Here is a 15106-nt window from a genome sequence, read left to right as displayed (position 1 = left end):
CTGCTGCGCGGGATGGCCCGCCCATCCCGGCTACTCAAGCTGACCGCCCTCGCTGCCCTCCCGGCTTTTACCGCCATTTCCGCGCATGCCGCGCCCACGACGCTCACGATCGCCACGATCAACAACCCCGACATGATCGTGCTGCAGAAACTGTCGAGCCAGTTCGAGCAGGCGCACCCCGACATCAAACTGCGCTGGGTCACGCTGGAAGAAGGCGTGCTGCGCCAGCGCGTGACCACCGACATCGCCACCGGCAGCGGCCAGTTCGACCTGATGACCATCGGCGGCTATGAAGCCCCGCTGTGGGCCAAGAAAGGCTGGCTCACACCGCTGGACATGCCCGGCAGCTATGACGCGGCCGATCTGCTGCCGACAGTGCGCGATGGCCTCTCGCAGGGCGGCAAGCTGTTCGCCGTGCCGTTCTATGCCGAAAGCTCGATGACGTACTACCGGCGCGATCTGTTCAACGCGGCGGGCCTGAAGATGCCCGAGCAGCCGACGTATGACGACATCGCCAAGTTCGCCGCCAAGCTGCACGACCCGGCCAAGGGTGTGTACGGCATCTGCTTGCGCGGCCGCGCGGGCTGGGGCGAAAACATGGCGCTGGTATCCACCATGGTCAATACGTTCGGCGGCCGCTGGTTCGACGAGAAATGGCAACCGACCATCGACACGCCGCAATGGAAACAGGCGGTCAACACGTATGTCGACCTGCTGAAGAAATACGGCCCGCCGGGGGCAAGCAGCAACGGCTTCAACGAAAACCTGGTGCTGTTCTCGGGCGGCAAGTGCGGCATGTGGATCGACGCCACCGTCGCGGCCGGCATGGTCAGCAGCGCGAAGGATTCCAAGGTGGCCGACAAGGTGGGCTTTGCGAATGCACCCATCGCCAGCACACCGAAGGGCTCGCACTGGCTGTGGATCTGGGCGCTCGCGGTGCCGAAGTCGTCGAAATCGCCGGAGGCTGCCAAGACATTTGCGGCGTGGGCGACATCGAAGGAGTACATCCGCGCCGTGGCCAAGGCGCAGGGCTGGGGCGAGGTGCCGCCGGGCACGCGCGCATCGACGTATGACGACCCGGCCTACCAGAAAGCCGCGCCGTTCTCGAGCTTCGTGCGCCACGCCATCGAGACCGCCAACCCGAACGATCCGTCCGCACAGAAAGTGCCCTACACCGGCGTGCAGTTCGTGACGATTCCGGAGTTCCAGTCGCTGGGCACGGTGGTTGGCCAGGCGATTGCCGGCGCGCTCACAGGCAAGACGACGGTGGACGACGCACTCCGCGTCTCGCAATCGCAGGCACAGCGTGCGATGCGCCAGGGCGGCTATCTGAAGTGATGCAGCCGCAGCTGCGCCGGGAGGTGTCATGGAACATGTATTGGAGTCGCGGGTGAACGGCATGGGCGGTACACCGTCACCCGCACAGCCCGTACAACCACAAAACGGCGCGCGGCGCTGGCTGCCGACGCTGCTGGTGTCGCCGTCGGTGCTGGTCCTGCTGCTGTGGATGACGGTGCCGCTGGCGATGACGCTGTACTTCTCCGTCAGCCGCTACAACCTGCTCAACCCCGATCAGACCGGCCTGGCGGGGCTCGACAACTACCGCTTCTTGATCGAAGACCCCGCCTTCTGGCCGGCCATCGGCAACACGCTGGTGCTGATCGGCTCGGTGCTGGTGATCAGCGTCGTGGCCGGCACGCTGCTGGCGGTGCTGTTCGACCAGCCGTTTGCGGGGCGCGGTGTGGCGCGCATTCTCGTGATCAGCCCGTTTTTTGTCATGCCGACGGTGGCGGCGCTCATCTGGAAGAACATGATGCTGCACCCCGTGTACGGCCTGGCAGCCTGGGTGGCGCGCCTGTTCGGTGCCGAGCCGGTGGATTGGCTCGCGACGCAGCCGATGCTCTCCGTGATCATCATCGTGGCGTGGCAGTGGACGCCGTTTGCCTTCCTGATCCTGCTGACGGCGCTGCAATCGCTCGACCCCGAGCAGAAGGAAGCCGCGCAGCTCGACGGCGCGAGCCCCGAGCGCATCTTCTGGCACATCGTGCTGCCGCACCTGAAGCGCGCGATTGCCGTGGTGGTGATGATCGAAACCATCTTCCTGCTCTCGATCTTTGCCGAGATCCACACCACCACCGCCGGCGGCCCCGGCACAGCCACCACCAACCTCGCCTACTTTGTCTACAGCCTCGGCTTGCAGCAGTTCGATATCGGCATTGCGTCGGCGGGCGGCATCGTGGCCGTGGTGCTGGCAAACGTGGTGGCGTTCTTCCTCGTTCGCATGCTGGCTCGCAACCTGAAGGGAGTGCACGAGCAATGAGCACCCTCACCGCAACCTGGCGCACGCGGCTGGCCGGAGTGCTGGCGTGGGCGATCGCCCTGGTGCTGTTCTTCCCCATCGCCTGGGCAACGCTGACCGCCTTCAAGACCGAGCAGGACGCCTATACGCCCACGCTCTGGTTCACGCCCACGCTCAACAGCTTCCGCGAGGTGCTGGAGCGCGCGCATTACCCGAGCTTTCTCGGAAACTCGCTGGCGGTGTCGATCATCTCTACGCTGCTGGCGCTGGCGATTGCCATCCCGGCGGGCTATGCGATGGCGTTCTTCCCGAACAAGCGCACGCAGCAGGTCCTGCTGTGGATGCTGTCGACCAAGATGATGCCCGCCGTGGGCGTGCTGCTACCGGTGTACCTGCTTGCCAAGACGGCGGGGCTGCTGGACTCCATCACGGCGCTCGTCATCGTCTACACGCTCGCCAACCTGCCGATTGCCGTGTGGATGGTCTTCACCTACTGCAACGACGTGCCGCGCGAGATTCTGGAAGCCGCGCGCATGGACGGCGCCAACCTCTGGCAGGAACTCGTCTACGTGCTGCTGCCGACGATGCTGCCGGGCCTGGCCTCCACCGCGCTGCTCCTGCTCATCCTGTCGTGGAACGAAGCCTTCTGGAGCCTGAACCTGACCAGCATCGATGCGGCGCCGCTCACCGTCTTCATTGCGTCGTACTCCAACCCGGAGGGGCTGTTCTGGGCGAAATTGTCGGCGGCGTCGGTCCTGGCGATTGCGCCGATCCTCGTGTTGGGTTGGCTGGCACAACGGCAACTGGTGCGCGGCCTGACGTTCGGGGCCGTGAAATGACGCCACATGCCAACGAATATGCCAACGCGCGCGCCCCCGCCTACCTCATCTGCGATTGCGACGGCGTGCTGATCGACAGCGAGTCGGTGGCGCTGCGCGCGCTGATCCGCACGCTCGGTCCGCACGTGCCGCATCTTTCGTCCGCCGCGCTGGAAGAGATGCTTGAACCGCGCCTGGGCATGAACACGATGGCACTGCTGAGCGAGTTGCAGAGCAGCATCGGCTTTCATCTGTCCGACACACAACTGGCCGGCGTGCTGGCCGACGTCGAACACGACTGCGCCACGCAATCGCAGCCGGTGCCCGGCATTGCCAACCTGCTCGCCACGTTGCCGCAGCCCAAGGCGGTCGCCAGCAACAGCAGCCGCCCGCGCATTGAAGCAAGCCTGCGCAGAGCAGGCCTGCTCGACGTATTTGGCCCACACATCTATAGCGCCTACGAAACACCGCGACCCAAGCCGGCACCGGATGTGTACCTCGCAGCCTGCGCGGGCCTGGGCGCCAGCCCCGCGCAATGCCTCGTCATTGAAGACAGTGACACCGGCGTGCGCGCCGCCCGAGCCGCCGGCCTGACCGTATTCGGCTTTGCCGGCGTGGCGCATATGCCGGCAGTCGCCACACAACGTCTGCTGGCCGCCGGCGCGCGCCACGTCTTTACCGACATGCGGGCACTGGCCGACGCGCTTTCGTCGACCCTCGCCACGCCCGCCTGATCCGCATACAGAACACGCCCAAGGAGACCTCGCCATGGCCAGCCTGACCCTGCGCAATCTGCAGAAGCGTTACGAGCAGAACACCGTCCTGCACGACATCAACCTCGACATTGCCGATGGCGAATTCGTCGTCTTCGTCGGCCCATCGGGCTGCGGCAAGTCGACATTGCTGCGCACGATTGCAGGCCTGGAGGGCATCGATGCCGGCGACCTGCTGATCGGCGATACGCGCGTGAACGACGTGGTACCCGCCAAGCGCGGCATTGCGATGGTGTTCCAGTCGTACGCGCTGTACCCGCACATGAGCGTGTACGACAACATGGCCTTCGGGCTGAAGCTCTCGGGCATGAAGCGCGATGCCATCGACACCGCCGTACGTCGCGCCGCCGAGGTCCTGCACATCGATGCGCTGCTCGATCGCAAGCCGCGCCAGCTCTCCGGCGGCCAACGCCAGCGCGTGGCCATCGGTCGCGCCATCACCCGCGAGCCCAAGGTCTTCCTGTTTGACGAGCCGCTCTCCAACCTCGATGCCGCGCTGCGCGTGAAGATGCGCCTGGAGTTTGCCCGCCTGCACGACGCATTGAAGACCACCATGATCTACGTCACGCACGATCAGGTGGAAGCCATGACGCTGGCCGACAAGATCGTCGTGCTCCGTGACGGACGCATCGAGCAGGTCGGCTCTCCGCAGACGCTGTATCACCATCCGGCCAGCCAGTTTGTGGCGGGCTTCATCGGCTCGCCCAAGATGAACTTCCTGCGTGGCGTCGTCGATCGTGCCGATGCGTCGGGCGTCTCCGTGGCGCTCGCGGGGGGCCAACAGCCGGTCGCCGTGTCCCCGGGCGAGCTGCGTGCGGGGGATGCCGTCACGCTCGGCATCCGCCCGGAGCATCTGCATCTCGACGCGGCCGGCAGCCTGCGGGGCACCGTCACGCATATCGAGTCCCTGGGCGACGTGGCGTATCTGCATGCCGACTGCGAAGCCGCACCCGACGGCCTTGTGCTGCGCGTGCCGGAATCGACCCGGCTCGCGCACGGCAGCGCCATCACGTTGTCTGCCGACGCCGCGCACTGCCATCTGTTCGACGCCGAAGGCCGCGCGCTGCCGCGCCTGCAAGCGCCCCAAGCCCAACAGGCCGCCTGAGGTTCACACCGCCCAACGTTGCACGCCCCGACCATGCCTTCCCCCAACGCTTCTTCCACCTGGCTGCACCTGGGTGCCGGCTCCTTCCACCGCGCGCACCAGGCGTGGTATCTGCATCGCCTTCGCGAGACCGGCGACACATCGTGGCGCCTGGCGCTTGCCAACATCCGCGACGATGCCGGCACGCTGCTGCATGACCTCGCCGCCCAGCACGGCGCCTACACACTGGAGACAGTCGACACCGCCGGTCATCGCCAATACACGCGCATCGAGTCCATCGATGCGGTCGTGCCATGGGATGCCGAACTGGCGGCATTGTGCGAGATCGGCGCGGCACCCGACACGCGCGTGATCTCGTTCACCGTGACGGAAGGCGGCTATTACCTCGACCAGCAGCATCAGCTCGACGCCACGCAGCCGGACATCGCCGCCGACCTGCGCAGCGGTGCCAGCACGCTCTATGGCGCACTGGCGCGCCTGCTGCGCCTGCGTTTGCAGCGCGGCGGCGCTCCCCTCACGCTGCTCAATTGCGACAACCTGCGCCACAACGGCGAGCGCTTCCGAAGCGGCGTGCGCCAGTTCCTCACGCTGCGGGGCGAGCCCGGCGACAGCGACCTCATCGCATGGCTCGACGCACACGCCAGCACGCCCAACACGATGGTCGACCGCATCACGCCGCGCCCCACCGACGCCTTGCGCCAACGGGTGGCCGCACAAACCGGCTGGCCAGACCGCTGCCCCGTGATGGCCGAGACCTTTGCGCAATGGGTGGTGGAAGACGACTTCCGCGCCGGGCGGCCCGCGCTGGAACGCGTGGGCGTGGAGTTCGTCGCCTCGGTGCTGCCGTACGAGGAAGCGAAGATCCGCGTGCTCAACGCCAGCCATAGCTGCATCGCGTGGGCCGGCACGCTCCTGGGGCTGCACACCATCGATGAAAGCGTGGCCGTGCCGTCCATCCACCGCATGGCGAGCGCCTACGTGACCGACGATGTCATCCCGTGTCTCACGGCCAACCAGCCCAGCCCCATCGACCTGGCCGCCTACCGCGACACCGTGCTCGACCGTTTCGCCAATCCGCACATCCTTGACACCAACCAGCGCGTGGCGGCAGACGGCTTTTCTAAAATTCCCGGGTTCATCACACCCACGCTGGCGGAATGCTTTGCGCGCGGGCATGTGCCCCTTGCCACGGCGATGCTGCCGGCGCTGTTCTTCGTCTTCCTGGAGCGCTGGCACGCGGGCACGCTGCCGTATGCCTACCAGGATGGCCAGTTCGATCCGGTTGCCGCGCACGCCATGCTTGAGGCCGATGACCCGGTTGCCGTGTACTGCCGGAACACCGCGCTGTGGGGCAGCCTCGCGGGCACGGAAGCACTCACCGGCCTTGTTCGCGACGCCATCGAGCGTGTGCGGGCGTGGCTGGCAGTCGAACAAGCCGCCACTGCCGGCTAGTCATCAACAAACGCAACGGCGGATTCGCGCGACAATCCACGGTTCAAGCAACCGGACCCGGCGGCCTCATGTACCTCGGCATCGATCTCGGAACCTCGGAAGTCAAAGTGCTGTTGCTGAACGCGGCGGGCACCATCGTCGGCACGGCGGGCGAGCCGCTCACCGTATCGCGACTGCATCCGGGCTGGGCCGAGCAAACGCCGGAAGACTGGTGGCAGGCCACCTGTGCCGCCATCGGCAAACTGCGTGATGCGGCGCCAGAAGCCTTCGCGGCCACGCGCGCCATCGGCCTGTCGGGCCAGATGCACGGCGCGGTGCTTCTCGACGCGCGCAACCGCGTGTTGCGCCCCGCCATGCTGTGGAACGACACGCGCAGCACCGCCGAATGCCTGGAACTCACCCGCCGCGTGCCCGACCTTCACGCCGTTGCCGGCAACCTGGCGATGCCGGGTTTCACCGCGCCGAAGCTGCTGTGGAGCGCACACCATGAACCTGATGTGTTCAGCGCCATCGATTGCGTGCTGCTGCCCAAGGACTACCTGCGCCTGCGCCTGACGGGCGAGCGGGCATCCGATCCATCGGATGCGGGCGGCACCCTGTGGCTGGATGTTGCGCGGCGCACGTGGTCTGACGAACTGCTCGCCGCGACGGGCTTGTCACGCAGCCAGATGCCGCGCCTGGTGGAAGGCAGCGCACCCAGCGGCACGCTGCTGCCCGAGGTGGCCGAGGCATGGGGCCTGGCACGTGGCGTCGTGGTTGCCGGCGGCGGTGGCGACGGCGCGGCCAGCGCCGTGGGCATCGGCGCGACCCAGCCGGGCGATGGCTTTTTGTCGCTCGGCACATCAGGCGTGATCTTTGTCGTCAATGACCGCTTCCGCCCGAACCCGGCCCAAGCCGTGCACGCGTTCTGCCATGCGCTGCCGGGACGCTGGCACCAGATGAGCGTGATGCTGTCCGCCGCAAGCTGCCTGCGCTGGTTCTGCCGGCTGACGAGCGTGCCCGAAGCCACGCTGCTGCCCGAAATTGCCGCGCTGGCCGAATCCGAACGCCAGTCAGCGCCGTTCTTCCTGCCCTACCTCAGCGGCGAGCGCACGCCGCACAACGACGCGTTTGCGCAAGGCCATTTCCACAACCTCACGCATGCCAGCGACCGCGCCGCGCTCGGCTATGCCGTGATCGAAGGCGTCGCCTTCGGCATGGCAGATGGCCTGGACGCCTTGCGCGCAGCCGGCACGCAGGTGGCCTCGCTCTCGTTTGTGGGCGGCGGCTCGCGCAGTCCGTTCTGGGCGCAATTGCTGGCCGACACGCTCAACACCGAACTGACGACCCATGTCGGCAGCGAAGCCGGCGGCGCGCTCGGTGCCGCGCGCCTGGCCTGGATGGCCGACGGCGGCGTCGAAGCGGCCGTCTGCGCCAAGCCCCCCGTGCAGGCCACGTATCGGCCCGATGCCGCACGCCACGCGCGCCTTGCCGAACGGCTGTCGACATTCCGTGCGCTGTATCGGCGCGCTTCGCCGCTGCCGGCCACGCCTTCTGCCCAAACCACCGATCTTTCCTTGCCTGCATGACCGACGCCCTGCTCTTGCCCCGCCTCGTCGTCTTTGGCGAAGCGCTGACCGATTTCCTGCACCAAGGCAACGGCCAATGGCTCGCCGGGCCAGGCGGCGCATGCTGGAACGTCGCGCGCGTGGCGGCGCGCTTGGGCGTGCCCACGGGTTACGCGGGCGCCATCAGCAACGACGTGTTCGGCGACGCGCTCTTCGCCGATTCCCAGGCCGCCGGGCTCGACCTGCGCTATCTGCAGCGCGTGGATCGCTCGCCGTTGCTGGCGATGGTCACGTCGACCCAGCCGCCGCACTATTTCTTCGTGGGCGATGACAGCGCCGACCTGCATTTCGATGCGCAAGCCCTGCCCGCCGGCTGGCAAACCGCCGTGGAGATCGCCCACTTCGGCTGCATCAGCCTGGCGCGCGAGCCGTTGGGCAGCCGCCTCGTGGCGCTGGCCGAAACGCTGGCCGCGCAAGGCACCCGCATCACCTTCGACCCGAACTGGCGCACGGCGATGAACGCTCCGCACTACGCGCCGCTGCTGCTGCGCATGGCTGCCATCGCATCGGTCATCAAGGTGTCGGATGAAGACTTGCGCCACCTGTTTCCCGGCGATGCCGATCCGCTGACCACGCTGCGCACCCTCGCGCCGCAGGCCGACATCCTGCTCACGCTCGGGGCCGAGGGCATGGAATGGCTGTCAGCGGCGCACGGCGGGCGAGACGATGCGCGTATCGCCCAACCGGCCTTTGCCGTGCCGGTGGCAGACACCGTCGGCTGCGGCGATGCCGCGATGGGCGCTTGGCTGGCAAGCCTGCTGCAGTCGCCCAACGCGCCCGTGCAGGCGCATCTGCGCCAAGCCGCAGCGGCGGCCGCCCTCACCGCCACGCGCGCCGGCGCGTATGCGGGCACGCAGCCGGAAATCGATGCGTTGCTGCAGGCGCACTCCGCCGCGCACACCTGATGCCGTGCCATCGCGGCAGCGCGGCCCCACGTGCCACAATCGGTGCCGTCTACGTTTTGATTGCTCCGGGGCCCGTGTTGGAACTGCTTCGTATTGCCGTGCTGTTTGCCGTCACCGCCGTGGCGGAAATCGTCGGTTGTTATCTGCCGTGGCTCGTGTTGCGGCAAGGCAAGCCGATCTGGCTGTTGCTGCCAGCGGCGGCCTCGCTGGCGCTGTTTGCGTGGTTGCTGACATTGCACCCGACCGCGGCCGGCCGCACCTATGCCGCATACGGCGGCGTGTATATCGCCGTGGCGCTCGTGTGGCTGCGTCTGGTCGACGGCGTGACGCTCACCCGCTGGGACATCGGCGGCGCGGCCATTGCGCTGACGGGCATGGCGGTGATCGCCCTGCAACCGCAGGCCAACTGACCGAATTGCGCAGATATTTAGGATTTCCTGAGCGAAACGGAACCCTAAGCCACCGCCAGGATCGGAGGGGGGATCATGGCTGCGGCCATCGCGCTGCGCCGGTCGCTTACTCGTCCAACCGTTCTGTTCTGGAGGCCACGATGCCTGCCAATACCCTCAAACGCCTTATCGTGGCCGCCACCCTGATGTCGGCAGCAATGACCGCCTCGGCCCTCACCACGTCAACCTTCACGTTCACCGATCAGGACCTGCAAGGGATGCTCGCGCACAGCCAGCCTCCGGAGCCGATCCAGCCGGCCCAACCTGCCGAATCGGCATCTGTGGACAGGCTCCGCGTCGGCCTGAGCGATCCGGGCACGCAGCTCGTGCTGCCCTGGTTCGTGGCGGATCTGGTGGAGGCCTTCAACCGGCGTGCCTCAACGCAAGACTTTGCGAAGACGCTGCGGGACGGGATCTGATCGGACCTCCCGTTCACCGCCCTCACTTTCCGGAAGCGGGCATCACGGTGCTGTATATTCATACAGTTATTTTTTGTGACGCCCTGCCGTGCTTGCCGCCTCCCCTACCCCAGACACCGCCAATGCCCCGGCCAGCCCCGGTTACCTGGCCCAACTGAACGACCAGCAGCGCCAGGCGGTCGAGTTCGGTATTTCCGGGGCGGACGCAGCGGAAACCGGCCCGCTGCTCGTGTTGGCCGGTGCTGGGTCCGGCAAAACGCACACCCTGGGCTGGCGCGTGGCGCACCTGGTGGCCAACGGCGCCGATCCGCAACGCATCCTGCTGCTGACGTTTTCCCGCCGGGCGGCGAGCGAACTGTCCAACCGTGCCGGCCACCTGCTCGCGCGGGCCATGCAGGGCGAGCGATCGAACAGCGCCCTCAATTCGGCTGGCACTTCGTACAAAACCACCCTGCCCTGGGCCGGCACCTTCCACGGCATCGGCGCGCGCCTGCTGCGTGAATACGCCGAGCGCGTCGGCCTCGCGCCCGATTTCACCATCCACGACCGCAGCGATTCCGCCGATCTGCTCAACGTGGTGCGCCATGAGCTGAACCTGTCGACCAAGGAACGCCGCTTCCCGCTCAAGCAGACGTGCATCGCCATCTACTCGCGCGCCATCAACGCCGAAAGCCCGCTGAACGCCGTGCTCAAGCACCACTTTCCGTGGTGCGCGATGTGGGAGACGCAATTGCGCACGCTGTTCGATGCGTATGTCGAAGCCAAGCAGGCGCAGCACGTGCTCGACTACGACGACCTGCTGCTCTACTGGCACGCGATGGTGTCCGACGCAGAACTGGCGGCCGAGATTGGCGCGCGCTTCGACCACATCCTCGTCGACGAATACCAGGACACGAACCGGCTGCAGTCGTCCATCCTGCGTGCGCTGCGCCCGGACGGCCGCGGCGTGACCGTGGTGGGCGACGACGCGCAGTCGATCTACGCATTTCGCGCGGCAACGGTGCGCAATATCCTCGATTTCCCGCGCCACTTTTCGCGGCCGGCGCACACGGTGCTGCTGGAGCGCAATTACCGTTCGACGCAGCCGATTCTGGATGCTTCCAACGGCGTGATGCGCTTTGCCACGGAGCGCTTTGCCAAGACGTTGTGGACGGACCGCGCATCGACGCATCGTCCGCGTTTGATTTCGGTGCGCGATGAAGCCGAGCAGGCGCGCTGCGTGGCCGAGCAGGTGCTGCATCACCGGGAAGGCGGGCTGACGCTGAAATCGCAGGCGGTGCTGTTTCGCACCGCAAGTCACAGCGCGCCGCTGGAGATTGAACTCACGCGCCGCAACATCCCGTTCGTGAAATACGGCGGCCTCAAGTTTTTGGAGGCTGCCCATGTGAAGGATGTGCTCTCGGTGCTGCGCTGGGCCGAAAACCCGCGCAATCGCATCGCCGGGTTTCGCGTGATCCAATTGCTGCCGGGCGCTGGCCCGGCCACGGCAGCACGTGTGCTCGACGCCATGGCGGAAGCGGTGGACCCGGTTGCCGCGCTGCTCGCGTACGAGCCCCCGGCACGCCTGGTCGGCGACTGGTCTGCGCTGATGGCACTCATGCATACCTTGCGCACGCCCAAAGACAGCCTGGAATGGGCCGGTGAACTCGAAGCCGTCGGCGCCTGGTACTCACCTCACATGGAGCGCCTGCACGACGATGCGGCCGTGCGCCAGGGCGATCTGGACCAGCTCGCCCGTATGGCCGCCACGTACGCCACGCGCGAGCGCTTCCTGACCGAGATGACGCTCGACCCACCCGAGCTGACCAGCGATGAGTCGGGCGACCCGTATCGCGACGAGGACTACCTGATCCTCTCGACCATTCATTCGTCGAAAGGCCAGGAGTGGAAGGCGGTGTATGTGCTGAACGCCGTAGACGGCTGCATGCCGGCCGATCTGGGCGCCGGTTCGCATGAAGAACTGGAAGAAGAACGCCGGCTGCTCTACGTGGCGATGACGCGGGCGCGCGAGCACCTCGACATCCTGGTGCCCCAGCGCTTCTACGTCACGCAGCAAACACCCAACGGCGATCGGCACATCTACGCGTCGCGCACCCGGTTCATTCCGCCTGCGCTGCTACCGCTGTTCGAAGCATGCGCATGGCCGACACCCGAGCCCGGTGCGGACCCCGCAGCCGAAGCACGTGCCGCAGCCAAGGTAGACCTGAGCCAGAAGATGCGCGGCTACTGGAAAAAGTAGTCAGTGCGGCAGCCGAAGCACGCCGTCAATGCACTTCCATCTCGGGCCGCTTGACGACGTGCGTTGACTCAAAGCGCGAGAGCTGCGCGAAGATCCACGCGGCCGCACACGTCATGACACCCACGCAGACAAACGTCTTGTGGAATGCAGCCAGCGTGTCGCGCCCCTCCGGCCCGGCGGTGAAGTCGGTAAAGCCCGTCAGCAACGCGCCCGCTGCGGCCACGCCCAGACTCATCGACAACATCATCACCATCGAGAGCATGCTGTTGCCCGCGCTGGCCAGCGGGCCGCTCAGGTCTTTGAGCGTGAGCGTGTTCATGGCCGTGAACTGCATCGAGTTGAAGGTGCCGAAAACCGCCAATTGCACGATCCGCAGCCACACCGGCACGTTGGGCGTCATCACGGCAAAGCTAGCCATCATCAGGCCGACCATGACCGTGTTGACAGAGAGCATGCGCCGATAGCCGTAGCGCTTGATGGCCCAGGTGCCCAACGGCTTGGCGGCCATGCCTGCAGCAGCCACCGGCACCATCATCAGGCCGGCCTGCAGCGGCGTGTAGCCCAGGCTCACCTGCAGCAGCAGCGGAATGAGGAACGGCATCCCGCCGCTGCCGATGCGCGCAAACAGGTTGCCAAGCACACCAATGGAAAAGCTCGGAATGCCGAACAGCGTGCGCGGAAACAGCGGCCCGGGCACGCGCCCCGCGTGCAGCCAGTACGCTGTGAGCGCCGCCAGACCGAAGACCAGCAGCACCAGCACCGTCGCGTGCTGAAAGCCCAGTTCCGACAGCCCATCGAGCGAGAACGACACCGCCGCCATGCCGAAGGCCAGCATCAGATAGCCGGACCAGTCGAAGCGGTTGTCGTCTTCTGCGTGCACGTCGGGCATCACCTTGAGCGTGACCAGCGCGCCGATCACGCCCACGGGAATGTTGATCAGGAAGATCCAGTGCCAAGACACCGCCTCCACCAGCCAGCCGCCCAGCGTCGGGCCGATCAGCGGGCCGATCAGCCCCGGAATGGTGACGAAGCTCATGGCGGGCAGAAACTGCTCGCGCGGCACCACGCGCAGCACCGTCAGCCGCCCCACGGGCATCAGCAGCGCGCCGCCCACGCCTTGCACCACGCGCGAAGCAATCAACATGTCCAGACTGCGGGATTCCGCGCAGAGCAACGAACCGATGGTGAACAGGAAGATGGCAGCGAAGAACATCTTTCGGGTGCCGAAGCGATCGGCCAACCAGCCCGAGGCCGGCATCAGCATGGCGGTCGTCAACGTGTAGGCGATGATGACCGACTGCATCTTCAGCGGGCTTTCAGACAGGCTGCGCGCCATGGCCGGCAGTGCGGTGTTGACGATGGTCGAATCCAGCGTCTGCATGAACAGACCCATCGCCACCAGCCAGAGCAGCGGTTTCAGCGATTTGTCGACGGAGGCGGAGGGCGTGGTGGGCATGTGGCGGAGGGGCAGAACAGGCAGGGTGTGCGACGCAGCCGTCATTGTGGCGTGCCTCGCCCCAGCCCGCAAACGCTGTACCCGGCCAGGCTGACGTATCCGCCCTACCGCCAACAAGGGCACTGGGCTCTGCCTATACTGGAGCGTTCTTCCCAGTCACCTCGTGCCCGCCCTTCTGCCATGACCACCCGTACTGAACGCGACACTTTTGGCCCCATTGAAGTCCCTGCCGACCACCTGTGGGGTGCACAGACACAACGCTCGCTGCAGAACTTCGACATTGCGGGCGACCGCATGCCCCGCGAGTTGATCGACGCACTCGCCCGCATCAAACGTGCCAGCGCCACCGTCAACCAGCGTCTTGGGCTGTTGTCCGCAGACAAGGCCAACGCCATCGTGGGTGCCGCCGATGAAGTCATCGCGGGCAAGCATCCGAATGAATTTCCGCTGGTGGTCTGGCAGACAGGCTCTGGCACGCAGACCAACATGAACATGAACGAGGTGCTTGCCAACCGCGCCAGCGAACTGCTTGGCGGCGAGCGTGGCGAAGCGCGCCTCGTGCATCCGAACGATGACGTGAACCGCAGCCAGTCGTCCAACGACGTGTTCCCCACGGCGATGCACGTGGCGGCCGTGACGGCCATCACCCAACACTTGCTGCCCTCGCTGCGCACGCTGCGTGAAACGCTCGCCAAGAAAGCCGCGGACTTCAGCGACATCATCAAGATCGGCCGCACGCATCTGCAGGACGCAACGCCGCTCACTCTGGGCCAGGAGTTCTCCGGCTACGTGGCACAGTTGCAGCACAACGAAACGCACCTGAACGCTGCCCTGCCACACCTGTGCGAACTCGCGCTGGGCGGCACGGCTGTCGGCACAGGCCTGAACGCCCCGGCCGGCTACGCCGAGCAGGTGGCCGCAGAACTGGCGCAACTGACCGGCCTACCCTTCATCACCTCGCCGAACAAGTTCGAGACCATGGCATCTGCCGATGGCCTTGTGCATGCGCACGGCGCGCTGAAAACGCTGGCGGCCAGCCTCACCAAGATCGCCAACGACATCCGCTGGCTGGCCAGCGGCCCACGTAGCGGCCTGGGCGAAATCTCCATCCCCGAGAACGAGCCGGGCTCGTCCATCATGCCCGGCAAGGTCAACCCCACGCAAAGCGAAGCCGTGACGATGCTGTGCGCACAGGTCTTCGGCAACGATGTCGCTGTGAACGTGGGTGGCGCGTCGGGCAACTTCGAGCTGAACGTATTCCGCCCGATGATCGCCTACAACTTCCTGCACAGCGTGCGCCTGCTGGCCGACGGCATGCGCAGCTTCAACGACCATTGCGCCGTGGGGATCGAACCGAACCGCGACCGTATCGACGAGTTGGTGCAGCGCTCTCTGATGCTGGTGACGGCGCTCAACCCGCATATCGGCTACGACAAGTCGGCGCAGATCGCCAAGAAGGCCCACAAGGAAGGCACGAGCCTGCGCGAAGCCGCTCTGGCGCTGGGCTATGTCACGCCCGAGCAATTTGATGCGTGGGTGCGGCCGGAGAACATGGTCGGCCGCTAAAGTGATGTGTCGCAGGCC

General features: G+C 66.3%; 13 protein-coding genes. 12 read left to right on the top strand and 1 reads right to left on the bottom strand.

The genetic code is table 11. The features are described 5' to 3' along the window. Positions 1 to 12 precede the first annotated feature (12 nt). From ACU8YE_RS03480 to ACU8YE_RS03430, 11 genes are all read left to right on the top strand, one after another. Positions 13 to 1338, top strand: coding sequence for an ABC transporter substrate-binding protein (locus ACU8YE_RS03480; RefSeq protein WP_446928281.1), 1326 nt, complete (start codon positions 13 to 15; stop codon positions 1336 to 1338). Between the two features lie 28 nt (positions 1339 to 1366). Beyond that, positions 1367 to 2320: a carbohydrate ABC transporter permease gene (locus tag ACU8YE_RS03475; RefSeq protein ID WP_446928102.1), complete on the top strand. Its 954-nt coding sequence runs from the start codon at positions 1367 to 1369 to the stop codon at positions 2318 to 2320. Next, on the top strand, positions 2317 to 3138 hold the full coding sequence (locus ACU8YE_RS03470; protein WP_260801485.1) for a carbohydrate ABC transporter permease: 822 nt from the start codon (positions 2317 to 2319) through the stop codon (positions 3136 to 3138). Before ACU8YE_RS03475 ends, ACU8YE_RS03470 begins: the two co-directional genes overlap by 4 nt. Beyond that, complete coding sequence (locus tag ACU8YE_RS03465; RefSeq protein WP_440817677.1) at positions 3135 to 3851, top strand: HAD-IA family hydrolase; 717 nt, start codon at positions 3135 to 3137, stop codon at positions 3849 to 3851. Before ACU8YE_RS03470 ends, ACU8YE_RS03465 begins: the two co-directional genes overlap by 4 nt. 34 nt (positions 3852 to 3885) lie before the next feature. Continuing rightward, positions 3886 to 4995 carry a sn-glycerol-3-phosphate ABC transporter ATP-binding protein UgpC gene (locus ACU8YE_RS03460; RefSeq protein ID WP_440817674.1) on the top strand — a complete coding sequence of 370 codons (1110 nt, stop codon included), beginning with the start codon at positions 3886 to 3888 and terminating at the stop codon, positions 4993 to 4995. 33 nt (positions 4996 to 5028) lie between these two features. Further along, the gene (gene dalD, locus ACU8YE_RS03455; protein WP_446928101.1) at positions 5029 to 6447 is read left to right on the top strand and encodes a D-arabinitol 4-dehydrogenase; all 1419 of its coding nucleotides are present in this window, start codon (positions 5029 to 5031) and stop codon (positions 6445 to 6447) included. 68 nt (positions 6448 to 6515) lie between these two features. Continuing rightward, positions 6516 to 8015, top strand: a complete 1500-nt coding sequence (gene xylB / locus ACU8YE_RS03450; protein WP_446928100.1) for a xylulokinase — start codon at positions 6516 to 6518, stop codon at positions 8013 to 8015. Further along, entirely contained in the window at positions 8012 to 8959 is a 948-nt protein-coding gene (locus tag ACU8YE_RS03445) for a carbohydrate kinase family protein (protein ID WP_260801476.1), read from the top strand. Before xylB ends, ACU8YE_RS03445 begins: the two co-directional genes overlap by 4 nt. 77 nt (positions 8960 to 9036) lie before the next feature. Beyond that, positions 9037 to 9369: a YnfA family protein gene (locus ACU8YE_RS03440; protein WP_232039858.1), complete on the top strand. Its 333-nt coding sequence runs from the start codon at positions 9037 to 9039 to the stop codon at positions 9367 to 9369. A 140-nt stretch (positions 9370 to 9509) separates the two neighbouring features. Next, entirely contained in the window at positions 9510 to 9827 is a 318-nt protein-coding gene (locus tag ACU8YE_RS03435; protein WP_446928099.1) for a hypothetical protein, read from the top strand. 88 nt (positions 9828 to 9915) lie between these two features. Next, entirely contained in the window at positions 9916 to 12066 is a 2151-nt protein-coding gene (locus tag ACU8YE_RS03430; protein WP_446928098.1) for an ATP-dependent helicase, read from the top strand. A 25-nt stretch (positions 12067 to 12091) separates the two neighbouring features. Here ACU8YE_RS03430 and mdtD read toward each other — a convergent pair whose 3' ends face one another. Beyond that, positions 12092 to 13567, bottom strand: a complete 1476-nt coding sequence (gene mdtD, locus ACU8YE_RS03425; RefSeq protein ID WP_316879331.1) for a multidrug transporter subunit MdtD — start codon at positions 13565 to 13567, stop codon at positions 12092 to 12094. 135 nt (positions 13568 to 13702) lie between these two features. Between mdtD and fumC the strand changes: the two genes are divergently transcribed. After that, entirely contained in the window at positions 13703 to 15088 is a 1386-nt protein-coding gene (gene fumC, locus ACU8YE_RS03420) for a class II fumarate hydratase (protein ID WP_433867858.1), read from the top strand. Positions 15089 to 15106 lie beyond the last annotated feature (18 nt).

Source organism: Ralstonia sp. VS2407 (assembly GCF_052950655.1).
Note: the sequence above shows the minus strand (reverse complement) of the source record. Positions and strands in the feature narration are given on the sequence as shown.